We start from the raw sequence: 18,168 nt of genomic DNA, 5'->3' as shown, positions 1-18,168 counted from the left end.
AGATGAATAAGAAAATGTTTAGTATACTTAAATAAATCTTACTCACATTAAATAATGATTTTTGGAGGGATCAAGGTGAATTGGAAATCCTTTATTATCGGAACAGCTACTGGTGCTGCAGCAGGATACATAATGAGCGGTACCGTTCAAAAAAGAACTCCTGTCTCTGCTGAATCTGTATTGTCCAAAGTCAAGAAAGCATTTAAGGAAGATGGGGCAATTGACGGGTCTTGGATACAGATGAAGCCAGAAACGTTTGAAAAACACGCCTTAAAGACCCAAATATACAGGGGCGGCATTTCACGCCATCGGAATGGCAAACTTCAGCAGTTCGAATTCATTGCCGATGTGCATAGCGGAACGATTTTGGATATCAACCTTTTGACCCCAATGTAAATGCGTGGAAGCCCGCTTCCACGCATTTTCTTACAATCACGGCGTCATTCTTTTCACCGCATCCATGACCTTTCCATCTTGGTTCCATTTAATTGCACGGTAAACGGCATCATGATAAAAAATAAACCATGATTCTTTCTGCATTGTTTCTGGAATCCATTCTTGTTTGGCTTGTATGGATGTCATTGGATAATCATCATAGGCCAATACCCATAACACGTTTTGGTGGGCGTGCGTCGGCATCAAATCTGCCATATGCACAAGCTGATTGCCTTCTCCATCCTCAATGACGATGATGGAATGGCCCTCGCTGTGCCCTCCGGTATGGATCATTTTCAGTCCAGGGATAACGACAATCTCCTTTTCAAAGGTCTCGACCTGCCCCTGGATGGCTTCCCAATTCTCCTCCCAATATGTATTCCTAGAACGGATGTTGGGATTCCTCATTTCATTCCATTCCACACTTGATGTATAGATGACCGCTTTAGGAAATGATGGAACCAGTTTTCCATTTTCCCATTTTGTCAGCCCGCAGGCGTGGTCAAAGTGCATATGCGTCATACAAACAATATCAATATCTTCAGTTGTCAATCCCAGTTTTTTCAGGTCCTCTTCAATCGACGATTCTTCATTGACACCGTAGTTCCTTTTTTGCTTTTCATTCAGCTTTCCTTTCCCGATGCCAGCTTCAATCAAGATATTTTTCCCCTCCAGCTGCAGGAAGATGGGATCGGTCCTCAACTCAATCTGATTTTTATCGTTGACAGGATATTTTCTTTCCCACAATGGCTTTGGTACCACACCAAACATGGCACCTCCATCCATGTTCGTCACCCCTCCGTTCAGCCAATTCAATGTCAAATTACCTACCGTTAATGTTTCCATATGCATTCCTCCTCTTGTTCGACATGTCCATTTTAGCATGTTCCAATTTCGATAAGCCACCTTCCTGTCCTGGAAAGTAAAGCGTTTACAAAGATTGAGTGATGTGGGCAAGGGAAGGAGAAGGAATGTTTAGAAGGAAAAAAATATACCTCCCTCACGCTTACTGCATACTTGTATATGAGCAGCTGTTCAGAATCTTTTTTGAAAATATATTGGTCATTTTTGCAAAGTTTAAGGTGATGGGGCGAAAAATGAATGCCTAATCAATGCATAGTTTTTGAATAGCGTATGATTTCAACTGAATTTTTACTATTTTGGTGCATAGACTAAGTTTCGGGCACGATAGCTTCCCTCGCATTCCCTTTTTCATCTCGCGGACCTCGTTTCGGGCACGGCAGCCTCCTTCTCGGTCCCTTTTTCGTCTCGTAGATCTCGGTTCGGGCATCTTCCCTTCCTTATCAGGATTGCCAATTTAATTTATTTGATCAAATTAAAAAAGCAGCCAAGGTCTCCGGCTGCTTTCAAGCTTCTTATTTTTCGTTCTGATATTTTACTTCACAGCGGTAGATCCGCTGCCCCTTGGAAGAGAACTTTTCTTCGTATTCGGTCATGATATTTCCTTCGAAATCACTTTTGTGTAAATCAAGACTGATGAATGTCAACAAAAGGCCATATTCTGAGAAGCTTTTCAAGGAATATTCAAAAAGGCCTTGATTATCTGTCTTGAAGTGAATTTCGCCGCCCTTTACCAAAATCTTTTCATACAGATTCAAGAATGTTTTATAAGTTAAACGGCGTTTGGCGTGCCTTGTTTTCGGCCATGGATCGGAAAAATTCAAATATACTCGGTCCACGTCCCCTTCAGCAAAATAATCCGTTAAATCTTTCGCATTGACGTTCAATAACTTAACGTTTGGCCGTTCATCTTCAAGGATGAGATCAAGTGCAGTGACCAATACACTTTCGAACAGTTCAATGCCAATGTAATTGATTTCGGGATTGGCTTTGGCCATCTCCGTCACGAATTTACCTTTTCCCGTTCCCACTTCAATGTGAATCGGGTTGTCATTGCCGAATAGTTCACTCCAATTGCCTTTATGTTTTTCCGGTTCAGAAATTACATATTGTGAATATTGGTTCAATTTATCTTTAGCCCATGGCTTGTTTCTCACGCGCATGACGACACCTCATTTTTCTTTATCGTTGAAAACAATACCATGACCTTTCGTTTCGTGCAAGTCCATCTTTCGGCTAGAGAATCATTTAAACCTTTAAATGTCTACAATCGGTGGGCCTATGTATAAACAAAAGAAGAATTCACAAAATAAATGTGAATTCCTCAGGAAAGGACATGATTGGATGCCGTTGACGTACGAACATCAAATGCAAATCCTTAAAGATATATTAAGCAACCATCAGACCGATTGCTGCGGGTCGGTTGCAGAATGTGAACAGTTGGAACGCTTAGTAAAATCGCTTATGGTCAATACACATATCACAGATAATATAAGGCCGATATTGCAGGAAGTATATGAATACAGCCAGTCCGGCGTGAATGCTTCAAATCTGGATGACCATATCAACGGAAACCAGCAGAAGCTTTCTCAATGGGTTGATGGAATGAACTCGTATTCCTAAAGAATCGAATGTAAATATTCGAGCCAATGGTTCATCTCATGAAAACGCCCCTTGGCTTTGTGCCACTGGATCGAGAGCAGCGTTTGCGAAACGACGTACCATTTCATTCGTAATCGCAGATGATCTGTAAGGATTGTCCCATATTGATCAAGCCAGGAACTCCATTGTTCTTCAGGGATATACCAGTAAAGGAGCATCCCAAGATCGATGGCTGGATCTGCAATCATGGCGCCGTCCCAATCAATCAAATACAACTGGTTGTAATCAGATAGCAGCCAGTTGTTGTGATTGACATCTCCATGGCACACAACATATTCCTCGAAATGAATGTCATCTATATTTTTTTGCAAAAAAGAAATGGATTGACTGACAACAGGCAAATTCAACAAATCAAAATCCAATGTAGTTTCCACTTCCGCCAGCATCATTTCTGGCTCGAAGCTCTGTTTGCCTAGTCGTTCAAGCATTGTCAGCAAAGGCTTGGACACATGGATTTTATTTAAAAGTTTTGCCACACGCTTTTGCAGCATTTCCTCAGGATCAAGCTCCCTGCCATTCAGCCAATGCTGTGCTGTAATGACATCCCCGTTTTCCATGCGCTTCGTCCAGACAAGCTTCGGGACGATTCCTTCGGCAGAAAGAACAGCCAAAAACGGCGAGGAATTACGCTTTAAAAAAAGCTTTTGTTCATGATGCTTTGCGAAAAAAGCTTCTCCTGTAGCTCCACCTGCAGGCACAATTTCCCATTCCTGATCGAATAAGTGTTCCAACATGATTCACCTTCGTTTATTTTACTAAATCAGTTATTTTAAGAATGACGCAGAAAATAAAAAAGATAGCTATTTCTTTTTTGATGCATAAATAGCTATCTAGTAAATTTTATCGCTTTACGGCCACATTCGTCAAGTTCACTTTCTATCGCGCTGCATAAACCTTGCAGCTGATGGGCTCCAATAAGATTTTTCTTTCCACGATTTGTTTTCCCAGATCCCAGACTTCCTCCCCATCGCTCCACAAAGTCCATTTCCCCTCTACTTCAGGCAATTCCGCTTCCTTACCATTTTCTTCAGGATTCACAAGAATTGCAATATGATTGCATGGCCCAAACACTCCCACTTCTTTGAGATGAAGTCCGATCACATTTTCATCGACAAGAAACACTTCGATATATTTTCGTATCTCATCCAACGTCTCCAAACGGAAAGCCTTATGTTGTTTCCTCATGGATATTAGTCTTCTTATATAATCGACATTTTTTTTGTATTGATAAGAGCGGTCCCAATCCATCCAATTGACCTCATCTGGGTGTTTATAGCTGTTATCCACGCCATTCTTCGTTCGAAAGAACTCCTGTCCGGCATGGATAAAAGGGATCCCCTGTGATAGAAGGACAATCGAAGTCGCAAGCCGGTGCCGTTTAATATTCCGTTCTTCCTGATTCGGAAAACAGAACTGGATCTTATCCCAAAGGGTATGATTGTCATGGGATTCAATATAATTGATGGATTGAAGGGGCGAATTGAAAACCCCTCTCCCAGTCATAACTTGAATCGCTTTCCTGACAAGTCTGCTGTGTCCGAGCGCATAGCCTCTTTCATATAAGTCGAATGTGCTTCCCTTAACAGTATCCCTGAAAAAATCGTTAAAAAATGCAACCTCCTGCAGCTGGTTCGCATTTCGGATGTTTGCCTTGTCATTTGCCGGCAGAGGGGTATTCAGCTCCCAGCCTTCCCCAAGGAGCAAGACATGAGGGTAAATATCCGATGCTGCCTTGCTTACTTCCTTTAATGTACCAATATCCAAAATGCCCATTAAATCAAATCTAAAGCCATCCACCATATATTCCTTCATCCAATATCGGACTGAGTCCACTATGAACTTTCTTGCCATCAATTTTTCAGAAGCAAAATCGTTTCCGACCCCTGTTCCATTGGCGGGTGTCCCGTAGAGGTCATGACGGAAGTAATAGCCTGGGACCAATATTTCAAATGAGGAGGTTTCCCGAACATATACATGATTGTAAACAACATCCATGATGACAGAGAGTCCTTCTTCATGAATGGTCCGGATCATGTTCTTTAATTCATTGATCCGCGTGTATGGATCTGTTGGATCTGTGCTGTAGCTTCCTTCGGGAACATTAAAAAAAAGTGGGTTGTAGCCCCAATTGTACATGGATGCAGGATCTTGATCAGGTATGCCGTAAAAGTCATTGAATGGCAGCAGCTCCAAGTGGGTGACGCCGAGGCTTGATACAAAGCTCAAGCCTGTCTTTTGTTGATTGGAACCAACGGTATTTCTTTCAGCGAGCCCATTGTATGATCTCTTTTGGACAATGCCGCTGTTTGGATGTGATGTGAGATCACGGATATTCGCTTCATAAATGATGGCATCAGCGATCGGGAGTTCAGGACGTAAACTCTCGTCATCCATCCGCGTCTTGGTCATGTCGACGACGATCCCCCATTCACTGTTAACGGAAACAGCCTTTGTGTAAGGATCGACCGCTTCCTTCCACTCCAGGTTGTTTTTAACCGAATAACGATATTTCACTCCTTCCAGATCACCATCTATTTCCGCTGTCCACGTTCCTTTTTTGCTGCGGACCATCGGGATTTTTGTTTCCTCTTTTTCATCTGGTCCAATCATTTTCACGAAAGCGTCCGTTGCTGTCGGAGCCCACACCTTAAAGACGCTTTTACTTTTGGAATAGCTGCACCCGAAATCATTTAGATCATCATAATGGATCTGGTCAAATTCGGGGGAACGGATGACTGCTCCGATTTGAAGATCGGTTTCATTTCCATGTTCATCGATGATGTAATACGTACAGCCAAATTGCGGAGAATGCTGCGTATGGCAAATATATTTTTTCTCTTCCTCAAGCGGAATGATTTCATGGATTTCCAGATCCCACTTTTCATCCTTCTTTTCCAGAAAAAAACGGCTGCTGTCACCGTTGTAATAATGATAAGGCAATAGAATGACAACGGTGTTCATTCCATCTAAATATGCTTTAAAGATTCGCTCCATCCGGTCCATGTCTACACCTTCTTATAAAATTATCCAGCTTTTGGGCTTTACTTCAATATGTACTGGTGTACTTCCAATATATTCACCATCCGCATGAACGGGTATTAAACCTTTGAAATCAATATCGATTTTTTCGCCTTGAAATGTTTTCACTTCCTTGAAGCGTGTATGGCCGCCCCAAAAAACAGAAATAAAAACGGCAAGAAGCTTTAATTTACTCAAACGGTCCACCACAGTAATGTTCAATTTGCCATCCCCCGGATCAGCCGTCGGTGAAATCTTCATTCCTCCTCCATAGTAAGGATGATTGGATATCGTGATGAACCAGGTTTTTGTGAATTGATATTTTTCCCCATCTATGCTTATTTCACACAGGCCCGGCTTATAGGTGAACAATTCCTTGATTAAATAAAATGCATATACCATGTTCCCCATTGAAGCTTTATTTAACCATTTCTTTATTATTGATCGATTGGCACTCAATGAAATTTGCGCATCGAAACCTGCTCCAATGCTATTAACAAAGTATCCATGAGGGGTGTCCTTATTTTGAAAATATCCAGCATCATAATATGTACCGCTCTGGCCAAGAACAGTAAGGATCCGTTCCGTACTCTCCTGAGGGGTTGCCGGGAGATGAAACCCCCTTGCAAAATCATTACCGGATCCAGCTGGTATGTATGCAATCCTGATGAGAGGGAATGGGATCGCCCCATTGATGACTTCATTCATGGTTCCATCTCCTCCGACCACGATGAGAATCGTTTCCTTCGTAGCTGTACACCCGATTTGCTCAGCTATTTGCGTCGCGTGCTTGGGGAACTCCGTAAAATGAACTTGATAATTCAGCCCCGTCAGTTTTGTTTTGACCTCGTTCCATATCTTTTTGCTTAATCCATTTTTCGCCTTTGGGTTTACAATAAAATGCACATGCATCACTCATCGAATCCTTCCAAATCCCCTTCACGCTCTTCTTTCCACTCCAACCGTTTAAATCCGACTGTATGTGAAAAGTCCAATAGCGCCTGGGCTGCCTTTAATTGGATATGCTTGATCGGCGACCTCATATTTCTTAGCTGCTGAAACCATTCTTCATAATTCTTTTTGTCGATCAGCTCGATCCCATATGGAACAGCTGGATAATCAATGAATCCGTTCCTCGATAAAATAGCTTTTTTGACCGGCATATCCACTTCGTGTATTTGCAAGATGTTTGTAATGATTTTTTCCATCCTATTCATGGATATAAGCGGGTTTAATATTTTCGAAGAATCCTTGCCGCTGCGCTTTTCCCAAAAATGTTCCTTGGATCCTATAAATACATCCCCTGCTTTATGCTCCAACAACGTCAAACACCATAACGTCGTCGGTGTAATGAGGATGATCTCCATTTCGACCCTTGCTTTTTTCACCATGAAAATAGGTTCATAGAGTACGAGAAAAGAATCTGGAAACCGCTGCAGGAAATACTTAAGCAATGGATCCCGTTTATATTTATGGTCCATATGCGACTTTTCAAAAACTGTGGAGGTGCCCCACTTTAATTGAAAGTTGAGAAGCTGGTCTAAAAAGTACTGCTTCAATTCTTCCTCGGAAGTTATCGACTGATATCCATCAGAACCAACCTGTATATCAAAATCCCCTTCATCACCAGCCTCTGCAGAAGTATCCACCACCTTGTTCTGCTGGAGATCTGCCGGAGTTTTTTTAAAGATGCCTTTCATTTTTTTCACAATGCCCGGCTTGCCTTCTATCATCATCTTCATATCTTGAAACTGAGCAGCGGAAGCCGTTTGATGCAGAGTTCCAGCTTCCCACGCCAGTTTGATTTTTTGCCACTGTTGTTTTTTTAGCCTGATAAATTGTGTCGGATACCGATATAAATCCGTTTCATAACGGGAAATATAATCTTGGAGCTTGATTAGCTGCGCCACTTTTCTTCCTCCTGCCCAGTCATTTTCGTTGTGTAGGATCCAATTGCCATGATGCCTTTATTTCATATTTTGGCACTCGGTCCATGTGGGTTTCGTATAAAACAATCTGATCGACGAGAAAATGGGATGTTTCCCTCTGTTCTTCTAAGAACGATACAGGAAAATCAGCTGAATCCGACCATTTTCTTGCCAAAGTGATGTGGGGATTGAAGGGCTTCTCATCCAATTCGAATCCTGCAGAGAGAGCGGCGCCCTTCACTACCTCTTGAAGTGAATAAAGATTGTCCGGTGCAGAAACCCCAGCCCAAAAGATCCTGGGTGCCGTCTTTCTCCCGAACACACCTAAATGATCGATTGCCAATGAAAAAACAGGGTGATGACGAATGAGAGAATCCAATGATTTTTTCAATGCCTCCAATCGCTGCTCATCAGCCACCCCCAAAAAGGCCAGGGTGATATGGACATCTTCAGGATGAACCCATTTTTTAAAAGGCAGTTCATTCGATAATTTATTGGACCATTGTTTTAAAAATTGTTTGCTCTCGGGAGGCAGGGGAATCGCTAGAAAAAAATGCGGTCTATTCATTGATCTCGTCCTTTAGCTTTTACTATATATTTTAGCAAAATTTTCTGACGTTCACACATCTTTGGGGTGAAATTATTCATTTAGGAGTTGATTGGAGAGGAAATTGTGAGATTCCGCAGAGTTCACCGCACAGTCGATAACATTGATGGAAACTAAATTTCAAAAATACCTAAATACGTATAATTTGATTGAATTACTAAGAATGAGTAAGATAAAAATAGAATACCCAGAAGGAAAGGAACGTGTTGAAGATGAAAGTAGTCGGAAACATTGCTGATTTAATCGGAGAAACACCATTAGTCAAATTAAACAGATTGAATCCCGAAGACGGGGCGGACATATATGTAAAGCTTGAATTTTACAACCCAAGCAAAAGTGTCAAAGACCGTGCTGCATTCAACATGATCGTCGAAGCAGAGAAAGCAGGATTACTGAAAAAAGGATCGACCATCATCGAGCCAACAAGCGGAAATACAGGGATCGGACTTGCCATGAATGCAGCGGCGAGAGGATATAAAGCCATCCTGGTCATGCCGGATACGATGACACAAGAGCGCATCAATTTGCTGAAAGCATATGGAGCGGAGGTTGTATTGACACCTGGGGATGAAAAAATGCCCGGTGCGATTTCAAAGGCTAAAGAACTCTGCGACGAAATCCCAGACAGCTTCATGCCGATGCAATTTGAAAATGATGCAAACGCAGATGCACACAGAAAAACAACGGCATCGGAAATTATCGATGCGATGAAGGAGCTTGGAAAACCATTATCCGCTTTTGTCGCAACAGCAGGAACAGGCGGAACCATTACGGGCACAGGCGAAGTCTTGAAAGAGGCATATAATGACCTTCAAGTCCATGTCGTTGAACCAGCCGGCTCCCCTGTCCTTTCAGGCGGCAAGCCAGGAAAGCATAAACTTGTTGGTACAAGTCCTGGTTTCATCCCTGAAATTCTAAACCAGGATGTATATGATAAAATTCATCAAATCAAAGACGAAGAAGCTTATGAAACAGCACGGAGAATGGCGCGTGAAGAAGGAATCCTGGTCGGTCCATCATCCGGTGCTGCATGCTATGCCGCAATCGAGGTGGCAAAAACACTTCCGAAAGATGCCGTGGTCGTCTGCATCGCATGTGACACAGGCGAACGCTATTTATCCAGTGACTTGTTCAGCTACTGATGCTGCCCTGGTTAGTGAAAATGATCCTTTCGATTAAAAAGAGGCTGTTCCCGCTGCATTGCAGTGGAACAGCCTCTTTTTTTATAGCCTTTTTCGTAAAGTTTGTTGTTATTCATATAACTTTAAATGGCTAATTTCGCTCGTTCCACGACCCTGTTCCAAAACAATGTTTGAAGCTGCTTTGTCACTTGTCCCGGTTTGCCATCGCCAATCACGGTATTATCTATTTCTACGATCGGCATGACCTCCGAGGTTGTGCTCGCGATGAAGACTTCATCAGCAGCCATCAAGTTGGTAACAGTGAATTCCCTTTCTTCAAAAACAATGCCACTCTCCGAACAAAGCTTTTGTATTTCCTGCCGTGTGATGCCATTAAGGATCAGGTTCGTGGCCGGATGAGTAATGACTGCCCCTTCCTTGACTATAAAGACATTTGAAGAGGACCCTTCTGTCACTGTTTCACCACGGTGCTGAATCGCTTCAAAGCAGCCTGCTTCCGAAGCACTTTGCTTCGCCATGATGTTGCCTAGCAGGTTCAAACTCTTAATATCGCAGCGCAGCCAGCGGATGTCTTCCACTAAATGCCCTTTGACACCCTCTTTCATGAATACTTCCGGCCTCGCCATCACTTTCGTATAAGCGACATATGAAGCAGGCACAGGCTCCACAGGAAATGCGTGCTGGCGTGGAGATGCACCTCTCGTGAATTGCATGTAGATGATCCCTGTGTCTAGCTGATTACTTTGAATCAATTTCTCTAAATGGTCTGTCAATTCTTCCTTCGTATAAGAGATGTTGAGCCCGATTTTCCCGGCGCTCTCATACAGCCTATTCAGATGCTCTTCCTGCGTATACATTCTTCCCTCATACACCCGGATGACTTCATAAATTCCGTCCCCGAATTGGTAGCCTCTGTCTTCAATATCGACATAAAAACCATTACGCTCAAGCATTTCCCCATTTACAATGATCTTCTCCATGCTTTTCCCTCCAAATAGTTCTTTATTTGTTTGCCAATTCATAGATCGCCTGCGCATAAATGGCAGTCGCCTTGAATAAATCCTCCAAAATCATATATTCATCTTTTTGATGGGCCACGTCCGGCCTTCCCGGGAATAATGGGCCGAATGCTACTCCTGACTTCAACGAACGGGCATATGTCCCGCCTCCGATGCTGATCAACTCGCCCTTTTCCCCCGTCTGCTCTTCATACACCTTTTTCAATGTTTGAATGAGCGGATCCTTTTCATCCACATGATGCGGCTTGGAATCTGTGAAATTTTCCACATCGAACCCTTCGTTGTGAACACGGCTCCACAATGCTTCTTTCTCTTTGTCCAGATCGAACGTCACCGGATATCTCATGTTGAGACCGAGCCTTCCTCCTTCATTCGCTTCGTAATGGAGCTTTCCGACATTGATTGTCAGATCTCCAGTGATGTCGTCGCGATATAGAACTTCCAATGCCCTTCCTCTCGAGTCCTGGAAGAAATTCTTCTTGATGAATTGTATGAACGTATTCGAATTTTTATCTAATTCAAATTCTGAAAGGAAACCAGCCAAAAAGATCCCGGCGTTTTTTCCAAGATCGGGTTCCATGCCGTGGACGGACTGCCCCTTCACTTCGAGATAGAGCTCTCCGTTGTCAACATAATAATTTCCTTCCAGCTCCCATTTGGCTATGTATTGATCAAATTCCTGCAATACCTCCGTATGATCGCCCTGAACAACCAGTATCGCTTTTGCAAAGTCGGGAACCATATTGTACCTTCTGCCGGAATGGAAAGACCGGACAAAGATCTTCTCATCTGTTTGTTCATAGCTTGGTTTGCAAACCAAATCATAATCTGCAATGCCTTTTTCTGCATAGATAATCGGGAAATCAGCATCTGGTGCAAATCCCATTGAAGGCATTTCCTCTTTTTTGAAATAATGATCCACACAGCGCCAATCACTCTCTTCATCTGCGCCAATGATCATCCGAATCCTTTTGTTAAGCGGAAGGCCAAGCTCCTTCACAATTTTCATGGCATAGTAGGCAGCCATCGTCGGCCCCTTATCGTCGATCGCACCGCGGGCATAAATTTTCCCATCGCTGATTTCTCCACCGAATGGGTCAAATGACCAGCCATCCCCTTCCGGTACGACATCTACATGACAAAGGATCCCAAGCAATTCCTCGCCTGCTCCCATTTCAAGATGTCCTCCATAGCCATCCACGTTCTTACCGGTAAAGCCGTCTTTTTCACCGAGATTCAATAAATAATCCAGCGCCTCTTTCACGCCTTCTCCAAACGGTGCATTTTCAGAGGTGTCCTCCTCATCCAAAACGCTTTTGATCTGAAGAAATTTTTGAAGGTCTTGAAGCAAATCTTCCTTCCTTTTTTCAACTTCTTCCATCCAATTGATTGTCGTCATATCAAATGCTCCTTTCCTAGCTGCTATTGATTCTCTCTTTTTAGTATGTTACTACGAATAAAAATTGATTTACAATCTTAACAATGGAAAAGAATTTTCTTCCTTTCCCGCCAATTCACTCTAATTGATTATATCGCGTTTCATGATGCCGTTAAACGGATAAATATAAGTCTGGGACATATTTCGGTTGTTCTAGTACATAAGAATGAACTAACAGGATTGTCAAAGGAGGATGATTGAGGAAAATCATTAATTTATTGTAAAATTCCGTTTTTTTATAGATATTTAGTAGGTATAGGGGTACAATATAGGTGTCTGACATCTTAGATGAAAAAATCGTCATTAGTAAAGGAGTTGTCTGCTCGGAAGATCATATTAACAAGGTGTTTGAAGTCATTCCTTTTATGAGGAAGCCGTCCATAATCTTTGCCATTGTGAAAAAAGATGAGGGAGTGGTTTTTTGAAACCTTCAACAAACCGTATGTTAACCCGGATTAAATCAGTCTACATGTTCATCAAGGAACATGGTACTGTGTCTACTCAAGATTTGGTAGACGAATTCGGCATCACACCTCGAACTATTCAAAGAGACTTAAATGTATTAGAATATAATGATTTAGTCGAGAGTCCAAGTAGAGGAAAATGGTCAACCACTGAGAAACGAGTTAAGATGTCATCATAATTAATTAAAACAACAATGCATTAAAAAGGGGCTGACCCTAACACGTGCCGTGCACGTTTGGGTCAGCCCCTTTATTGGTTATTGGTTCAGGATCGATTATTTTTCAGCAAATCGATTTCTTCTTCGGTCAATTCCCTGTATTCCCCCAGTTCAAGGGTTTCATCCAGCTCCAACGGTCCCATGGAAAGCCGCTTTAAATAAATGACATTCTTCCCTACCGCTTCAAACATCCGCTTCACTTGATGGAATTTCCCTTCCATGATCGTCAATTCAATATCAGAGCGGAGGCCCGATTTTAAAATTTTCAAATCCCCTGGCTTTGTCTCATATCCGTCATCAAGGACAACTCCATTGGCAAATGCTTTGACATCCTCATCCGTCACTTCTTGATCGATGACGGCGAAATACGTTTTGGGGACATGCTTCTTCGGCGAAAGCAGTTGATGGGATAATTGCCCATCATTCGTGATTAAAAGAAGCCCTTCCGTATCCTTATCCAGCCTTCCCACAGGAAAGGGGTTCCGAACGGAATCCTCGATTTCCAGCAGGTCGATCACAGTTTCATCATGCTGGTCTTCGGTTGCAGAAATCACTCCCGGGGGCTTGTTCATCATCAGGTAGATGAATTCCTTATATACCACCTGTTCCCCGTTGACGGATACTGTGTCCTCATCCGGATCAACATGCGTTTTGGGATCCTTGACGACCTCATCGTTCAGCTTGATGTGCCCGCTTTTAAGCAGTTTTTTTACTTCTTTCCTGCTGCCATATCCTACATTGGCCAATAATTTATCGATTCTCATAGGTTCCTCCTTGTTTGCTGATTCAATTAAAGACTTTTTCAAAGGCTCTTATCCTTAAAGAAATGAGTTTGTCTTCCTTACAGTAAGCTCGCCTTTTTGAAGTGCCTTGCATGTGATAATGCCTAACTATAGAAAATAAGAGATGGGAATGGATTTCACTCCACTTCACCACCTCTTTCGGGTATTCATGAAATGCGCAGTTTCTTTTTGATCCGGTCCAATCTCGCCCCGAATAATTTATCCGCCAGCTTGGACCTCAGCCCTAAATATCCATATAATGCTGCACCGATCCCTCCACAAATGAGGATGAGGAGGAGGGAAGGCAATTTGTGTGATGGATTTAAAATATGCGTCAAGCCTTTATAGCTTATGATAACCACAATCGCCATCACCACATTCATCGCTGCAATCAGCATTGTTCTCCGCATGGCCAACTTGAAAGAATACCTCGCAAATACTTTGATGACAATTAAATTGATCAGAATCGATGCCGTATATCCGATTGCGGTAGCATATACCGCCCCTTCCGTCTCAAACATCTTAATCATCGGAATATTGAGGGTCAGCTTAACAAGAAGCCCCACAAGCAGGCTTAAAATGGTGAAACGCTGTTCATTCACTCCTTGCATGATGGCTGCCGTCACGGAATACAGGGCAAACAAAATCGCGACTGGTGCGTAGCTTGCCAATACATCCGTCCCAAATTGGCTATGGCTGTAGAACACGGTGTACACCGGTTCCGCCAGCAGGGACAGCCCGACCGCAGCAGGGATGGTGATGAACAGCAGGACTTGGAATGTTTGATCGAGCTGACGTTTCATCGTTTTCCGATTGCCGGTCACAAACGATTCCGTTATGAGCGGGACAAGCGTCAAAGCAAAAGCAGTAGCAAGTGAGACAGGGATGATGACGAGCTTGTGAACCGTAAAGCTCAATGTTCCCAGCGCAGTATCACTTTGAGCGGCTTTCCCGATCTCAGCCATTGCCTTAGAAAAAGTTAATTGGTCGATTTCCTGGAATAATGGATTTGCGATTCCGACCAGTACAAAGGGGATCGCGTAAACGATGATTTCCTTATACATTTCCGGAATGGAAATTTCTAGCGTCCCCTTATCTTCTTCAAGCAATTCGTCCAAATGAGGCTTGCGTTTTTTCCAATACCATAACAGCAGGAGCAGACTCGCTATTCCCCCGATGAAAGCTGCAAAAGTCGCCACGCCGATGGCGGAAACAATCGAACCTTTAATAACGTAAAGAACTACATAGGCACCGATCAGCAAAAAGATGATGCGGGCAATCTGCTCGACAACCTGGGAAACGGCTGATGGCCCCATTGATTGATGCCCTTGGAAAAAGCCTCTTATCAAACTCATGAATGGAATGATGATCAAGGCGAAGCTGACTGCACGAATGACTGATGCGACATCGCCTTTTGTAAACATCACATTCGCACCGTCTTGTACCACTAAGTCGGCAAACGATGGTGCAAGCAGATACATGATCAGAAAAGAAATGAATCCGGTCAAAAGCATAAGGACAATACCGGATTTAAAAAGCTTCCTTCCGACGGCATATTCTTCAATAGCATTATATTTGGATATATATTTCGAAACAGCCAGCGGCACACCCGCCGTTGCAATGCTGATGAAAATCGTATAAGGGACGTAGCCGTATTGATAAAGCTGCATAGCCCCTTCTGCATTACCATTTTTATTGAGGATGGCATAAAACGGGATGACATAAAAAAGTCCCAAAACTTTGGATAAAATCGTTCCTAATGTAAGTACAAATGTTCCACGTATTAATTTAGAAGACATATGATCCCTTCCTGAGTTCAACTTAAACACTAGTAGTAGTTTACAACTTACGACGCTAATTGACAATTTATTCGTGAAAGATTGCTTCTTTTGGCTTGGCTCATTACAATACAGACAGACGGTATTTTCAGCACGAAAAACCTGAATGCGCCCAAAGCGCCTGAAAGGAATTGTTTGAATATGAATTATGATGTTATTGTCATCGGCGGAGGTCCATCCGGGCTGATGGCTTCAATTGCAGCTGCAGAGAATCATGCAAAAGTTTTGCTGATCGATAAAGGAAATAAACTCGGAAGAAAGTTGGCCATTTCCGGCGGTGGACGCTGCAATGTGACGAATCGCCTTCCGGTAGATGAAATCATTAAGCACATCCCAGGAAATGGACGTTTCTTATATAGTGCATTTGCTGAGTTCAGCAATGAAGATATCATTACTTTTTTTGAGGAGCTGGGAATCCAGCTGAAGGAGGAAGACCACGGAAGGATGTTCCCGGTTTCCAACAAAGCACAATCAGTCGTGGATGCGCTCCTTGATCGAATGGAAGCTTTAAACATTACCGTTTGGAAGGACACTCCCGTAAAGGATGTTTTATTTAATAATGACCAGACCAGCGGGGTCCAATTAACAAACGGCGATATCATCGGGGCTAGTTCCATCGTCATTGCAGTCGGGGGCAAATCTGTTCCCCATACTGGCTCGACAGGAGACGGATACCCTTGGGCAAGAAAGGCTGGACACACCATAACCGACTTGTTTCCAACAGAAGTCCCTCTGACCTCTGATGAACCATTCATCAAGGAAAAATTGCTCCAGGGTCTTTCTTTGCGGGATGTGGAACTGAGCGTATTGAATCCAAAAGGGAAAGCGCTGATCACTCACAAAATGGATATGATCTTCACTCATTTAGGAATATCAGGACCTGCAGTGCTTCGCTGCAGCCAATATGTCGTAAAAGCAATGAAAAAATGGAATCTTGATAGAGTCACGATGAATATCGATGCCATCCCTGGCTTGAATGGAGAAGAGCTGTTCCAAAGGATTCATAAGCAGCTCAAAGAGGATGCCAAAAAAGCGGTGAAAAACAGTTTGAAGGGCCTCCTGCCCGAACGGTATTTATTATTCTTACTGGAAAAGAGTGAAATCGATCCGAACGCTCAAGGCGGGACCATTTCTACCGAAAAAATCAGGGTCTTTTCCCAATCCTGCAAACAGTTCCGCTTCACCGTAAACGGAACACTGCCAATCGAGAAAGCATTTGTCACCGGCGGTGGTGTATCCGTCAAAGAAATCGAACCGAAGACGATGGCCTCCAAGCTTATGCCCGGACTATATTTCAGCGGGGAGGTCCTCGATATCCACGGCTATACGGGTGGATACAACATCACATCCGCACTCGTCACCGGCAGGCTAGCCGGCATGAATGCTGCCATTCATGCTAAACAATGAAAATGAACCGGTCTATGAAAAAGAAAAGGTTGAAGGTGCGAGACTCCGGAGGGATCACAGGGTCATGTGAGACCCCGCAGAGAAACGAGGATGTGTAAAGCTGATGTTCAATTAAGTTCGGCACTTCGTGTGCAAACATCGAACGACCTCACATCCTGTGAGGCACCTCGGAAAGCAAGCATCCTTTCACAGAAATCAACCTTGCACTTTTTTAGTTGAAAACTAGAAGCTTTACTAAAAATGTCTAACAAAAAGGCTTTTCCCAGGGCGTCCCCCGGGAAAAGCCTTTTTTTATTTGGCTGTTTTCTTAAAGATTGTTGTTAAAATCCTAATGCAGATTTTAACGCAAAAATAGCTATTTTGTTCTTGAATGAAAGTTTTGCAGCAAAAGCAGCAAAGTATGAGAAAAGAGCCTTTTATTTTCGATAAATCACCATGCCGCTAAAGCAGTAGATCTGCTCTTCTTCATCTTCTGGTATGGCTGCGATATGGTATTTGATATCAACGATTTTCGTATCATCCAATCCCTTCAAAAAATCGTTCATACCGTGCTCCAGATCCTTTTCATGCTCATAATCGAACACCTTAACTTGAATCATTGCGATCCCCTCATCCGTTTTTATCTACTATTATGGACAAAGGTTTAATTTTCAAAACATTCAATCACTTATACAGAGTTTATTGCTTTGGTCTTGTGTCGCCGGTCCATTCAAGCATTCCGCCAACCATGTTAACCACTTTATATCCTTGATCTTGCATAAAGAGGGCAACATTTTCACTTCTGCGTCCAGAACGGCAAATGAAAACATATTCCGTATCTTTATCAAATTGATCCAAAGATTCTGGGATATCACCCATTTTCACATGCTTAGCCCCAGGAATCATACCTTCTGCGACTTCTTCATCCTCGCGGACATCCACCAACGCAACATCTTCTCCAGCTTCAACCTTCTTTTTTAATTCTTCAGTCGTAATCGTCTTAAGCTCGCTCATAAAAGAATTCATCCTTTCAAGTTTATGAAAATATTATAGCAAAGGCTGTTTGGAGAAACAAAAGTTGGGTTCAACATCCGGAAAAAAAGATACCTCGTGCTTATACAGAACAGCGGGCTTTCGGGGCTGAACCGGGGGCACATATTGAACGTGGGGACATAACTGGGGCTCTTGTTCAAGATTTCAGGTCTCATGGGAGGGGGTGGAGACACGTTTTGCATTTCGTGTCCCATGCCCGTTCAAGCTTGAGTTATTTTTAATAATTGATGTTCGATCACAAAGATAATCACTCATAGATGCAGCTTTTCCCAGATCTTACTTGTCCTGCAGATTCCACCTGAGTGTTGCATGATTTA

General features: G+C 42.9%; 19 protein-coding genes. 6 read left to right on the top strand and 13 right to left on the bottom strand.

From position 1 onward, the window contains the following. The first annotated feature begins 75 nt into the window (after positions 1 to 75). On the top strand, positions 76 to 396 hold the full coding sequence (locus D9X91_RS00415) for a hypothetical protein (RefSeq protein WP_121678585.1): 321 nt from the start codon (positions 76 to 78) through the stop codon (positions 394 to 396). Between the two features lie 36 nt (positions 397 to 432). Here D9X91_RS00415 and D9X91_RS00410 read toward each other — a convergent pair whose 3' ends face one another. Continuing rightward, positions 433 to 1,281 carry a YtnP family quorum-quenching lactonase gene (locus D9X91_RS00410; RefSeq protein WP_121678584.1) on the bottom strand — a complete coding sequence of 283 codons (849 nt, stop codon included), beginning with the start codon at positions 1,279 to 1,281 and terminating at the stop codon, positions 433 to 435. 530 nt (positions 1,282 to 1,811) lie between these two features. Next, positions 1,812 to 2,459, bottom strand: coding sequence for a tRNA (guanosine(46)-N7)-methyltransferase TrmB (trmB, locus tag D9X91_RS00400; RefSeq protein WP_121678582.1), 648 nt, complete (start codon positions 2,457 to 2,459; stop codon positions 1,812 to 1,814). 181 nt (positions 2,460 to 2,640) lie between these two features. On the opposite strand from trmB, the gene D9X91_RS00395 reads away from it, so the two are divergent. Further along, entirely contained in the window at positions 2,641 to 2,919 is a 279-nt protein-coding gene (locus D9X91_RS00395) for a YtzH-like family protein (RefSeq protein ID WP_121678992.1), read from the top strand. Here D9X91_RS00395 and D9X91_RS00390 read toward each other — a convergent pair. From D9X91_RS00390 to thpR, 5 genes are all read right to left on the bottom strand, one after another. Beyond that, positions 2,916 to 3,689, bottom strand: a complete 774-nt coding sequence (locus D9X91_RS00390; protein ID WP_121678581.1) for a phosphotransferase family protein — start codon at positions 3,687 to 3,689, stop codon at positions 2,916 to 2,918. The two genes, D9X91_RS00395 and D9X91_RS00390, sit on opposite strands and share 4 nt — an antisense overlap. A 145-nt stretch (positions 3,690 to 3,834) precedes the next feature. After that, entirely contained in the window at positions 3,835 to 5,961 is a 2,127-nt protein-coding gene (gene pulA, locus D9X91_RS00385) for a type I pullulanase (protein ID WP_121678580.1), read from the bottom strand. A 12-nt stretch (positions 5,962 to 5,973) separates the two neighbouring features. Then, complete coding sequence (locus D9X91_RS00380) at positions 5,974 to 6,882, bottom strand: diacylglycerol/lipid kinase family protein (protein WP_158598201.1); 909 nt, start codon at positions 6,880 to 6,882, stop codon at positions 5,974 to 5,976. A 5-nt stretch (positions 6,883 to 6,887) separates the two neighbouring features. After that, entirely contained in the window at positions 6,888 to 7,886 is a 999-nt protein-coding gene (locus tag D9X91_RS00375; RefSeq protein ID WP_121678578.1) for an NERD domain-containing protein, read from the bottom strand. Between the two features lie 19 nt (positions 7,887 to 7,905). Next, positions 7,906 to 8,472 (bottom strand): RNA 2',3'-cyclic phosphodiesterase, encoded by a 567-nt coding sequence (thpR, locus tag D9X91_RS00370; protein ID WP_121678577.1) that lies wholly within the window; start codon positions 8,470 to 8,472, stop codon positions 7,906 to 7,908. 251 nt (positions 8,473 to 8,723) lie between these two features. On the opposite strand from thpR, the gene cysK reads away from it, so the two are divergent. Next, positions 8,724 to 9,653, top strand: coding sequence for a cysteine synthase A (gene cysK, locus D9X91_RS00365; RefSeq protein WP_121678991.1), 930 nt, complete (start codon positions 8,724 to 8,726; stop codon positions 9,651 to 9,653). Positions 9,654 to 9,775: 122 nt separating this feature from the next. Here cysK and dat read toward each other — a convergent pair whose 3' ends face one another. Further along, on the bottom strand, positions 9,776 to 10,633 hold the full coding sequence (dat, locus tag D9X91_RS00360) for a D-amino-acid transaminase (protein ID WP_121678576.1): 858 nt from the start codon (positions 10,631 to 10,633) through the stop codon (positions 9,776 to 9,778). Between the two features lie 22 nt (positions 10,634 to 10,655). After that, the gene (gene pepV / locus D9X91_RS00355) at positions 10,656 to 12,071 is read right to left on the bottom strand and encodes a dipeptidase PepV (RefSeq protein ID WP_121678575.1); all 1,416 of its coding nucleotides are present in this window, start codon (positions 12,069 to 12,071) and stop codon (positions 10,656 to 10,658) included. A gap of 311 nt (positions 12,072 to 12,382) precedes the next feature. Here pepV and D9X91_RS22405 point away from each other — a divergent pair, with 311 nt between their 5' ends. Continuing rightward, a complete protein-coding gene (locus D9X91_RS22405) occupies positions 12,383 to 12,535 on the top strand; it encodes a hypothetical protein (RefSeq protein WP_158598200.1) in 153 nt (50 codons plus the stop codon). Beyond that, positions 12,532 to 12,753, top strand: coding sequence for a DeoR family transcriptional regulator (locus D9X91_RS00350; protein WP_121678574.1), 222 nt, complete (start codon positions 12,532 to 12,534; stop codon positions 12,751 to 12,753). The genes D9X91_RS22405 and D9X91_RS00350 overlap by 4 nt, the downstream gene beginning before the upstream one ends. Before the next feature lie 86 nt (positions 12,754 to 12,839). Here D9X91_RS00350 and D9X91_RS00345 read toward each other — a convergent pair whose 3' ends face one another. Both D9X91_RS00345 and D9X91_RS00340 read right to left on the bottom strand, forming a co-directional pair. Next, the gene (locus D9X91_RS00345; protein WP_121678573.1) at positions 12,840 to 13,556 is read right to left on the bottom strand and encodes a pseudouridine synthase; all 717 of its coding nucleotides are present in this window, start codon (positions 13,554 to 13,556) and stop codon (positions 12,840 to 12,842) included. Between the two features lie 185 nt (positions 13,557 to 13,741). Further along, positions 13,742 to 15,373, bottom strand: coding sequence for a putative polysaccharide biosynthesis protein (locus D9X91_RS00340; RefSeq protein ID WP_121678572.1), 1,632 nt, complete (start codon positions 15,371 to 15,373; stop codon positions 13,742 to 13,744). Between the two features lie 180 nt (positions 15,374 to 15,553). On the opposite strand from D9X91_RS00340, the gene D9X91_RS00335 reads away from it, so the two are divergent. Further along, positions 15,554 to 16,819, top strand: coding sequence for a BaiN/RdsA family NAD(P)/FAD-dependent oxidoreductase (locus tag D9X91_RS00335; RefSeq protein WP_121678571.1), 1,266 nt, complete (start codon positions 15,554 to 15,556; stop codon positions 16,817 to 16,819). Positions 16,820 to 17,235: 416 nt separating this feature from the next. Here D9X91_RS00335 and D9X91_RS00330 read toward each other — a convergent pair whose 3' ends face one another. Together D9X91_RS00330 and D9X91_RS00325 are read right to left on the bottom strand one after the other, a co-directional pair. After that, positions 17,236 to 17,418 (bottom strand): sporulation protein Cse60, encoded by a 183-nt coding sequence (locus tag D9X91_RS00330; RefSeq protein ID WP_121678570.1) that lies wholly within the window; start codon positions 17,416 to 17,418, stop codon positions 17,236 to 17,238. Between the two features lie 79 nt (positions 17,419 to 17,497). Further along, positions 17,498 to 17,812, bottom strand: a complete 315-nt coding sequence (locus D9X91_RS00325; protein ID WP_121678569.1) for a rhodanese-like domain-containing protein — start codon at positions 17,810 to 17,812, stop codon at positions 17,498 to 17,500. Positions 17,813 to 18,168 lie beyond the last annotated feature (356 nt).

Origin of the sequence: Falsibacillus albus (genome assembly GCF_003668575.1) — a bacterium.
Taxonomy (GTDB): domain Bacteria; phylum Bacillota; class Bacilli; order Bacillales; family DSM-25281; genus Falsibacillus; species Falsibacillus albus.
Note: the sequence above shows the minus strand (reverse complement) of the source record. Positions and strands in the feature narration are given on the sequence as shown.

Coding starts and splice junctions, on each gene's coding strand:
- D9X91_RS00345 (WP_121678573.1), bottom strand. CDS start 13,556: ATGAGAATCGATAAATTATTGGCCAATGTAGGATATGGCAGCAGGAAA.
- D9X91_RS00410 (WP_121678584.1), bottom strand. CDS start 1,281: ATGGAAACATTAACGGTAGGTAATTTGACATTGAATTGGCTGAACGGA.
- D9X91_RS00325 (WP_121678569.1), bottom strand. CDS start 17,812: ATGAGCGAGCTTAAGACGATTACGACTGAAGAATTAAAAAAGAAGGTT.
- D9X91_RS00340 (WP_121678572.1), bottom strand. CDS start 15,373: ATGTCTTCTAAATTAATACGTGGAACATTTGTACTTACATTAGGAACG.
- pulA (WP_121678580.1), bottom strand. CDS start 5,961: ATGGACCGGATGGAGCGAATCTTTAAAGCATATTTAGATGGAATGAAC.
- pepV (WP_121678575.1), bottom strand. CDS start 12,071: ATGACGACAATCAATTGGATGGAAGAAGTTGAAAAAAGGAAGGAAGAT.
- trmB (WP_121678582.1), bottom strand. CDS start 2,459: ATGCGCGTGAGAAACAAGCCATGGGCTAAAGATAAATTGAACCAATAT.
- cysK (WP_121678991.1), top strand. CDS start 8,724: ATGAAAGTAGTCGGAAACATTGCTGATTTAATCGGAGAAACACCATTA.
- D9X91_RS00335 (WP_121678571.1), top strand. CDS start 15,554: ATGAATTATGATGTTATTGTCATCGGCGGAGGTCCATCCGGGCTGATG.
- thpR (WP_121678577.1), bottom strand. CDS start 8,472: ATGAATAGACCGCATTTTTTTCTAGCGATTCCCCTGCCTCCCGAGAGC.
- dat (WP_121678576.1), bottom strand. CDS start 10,633: ATGGAGAAGATCATTGTAAATGGGGAAATGCTTGAGCGTAATGGTTTT.
- D9X91_RS00395 (WP_121678992.1), top strand. CDS start 2,641: ATGCCGTTGACGTACGAACATCAAATGCAAATCCTTAAAGATATATTA.
- D9X91_RS00330 (WP_121678570.1), bottom strand. CDS start 17,418: ATGATTCAAGTTAAGGTGTTCGATTATGAGCATGAAAAGGATCTGGAG.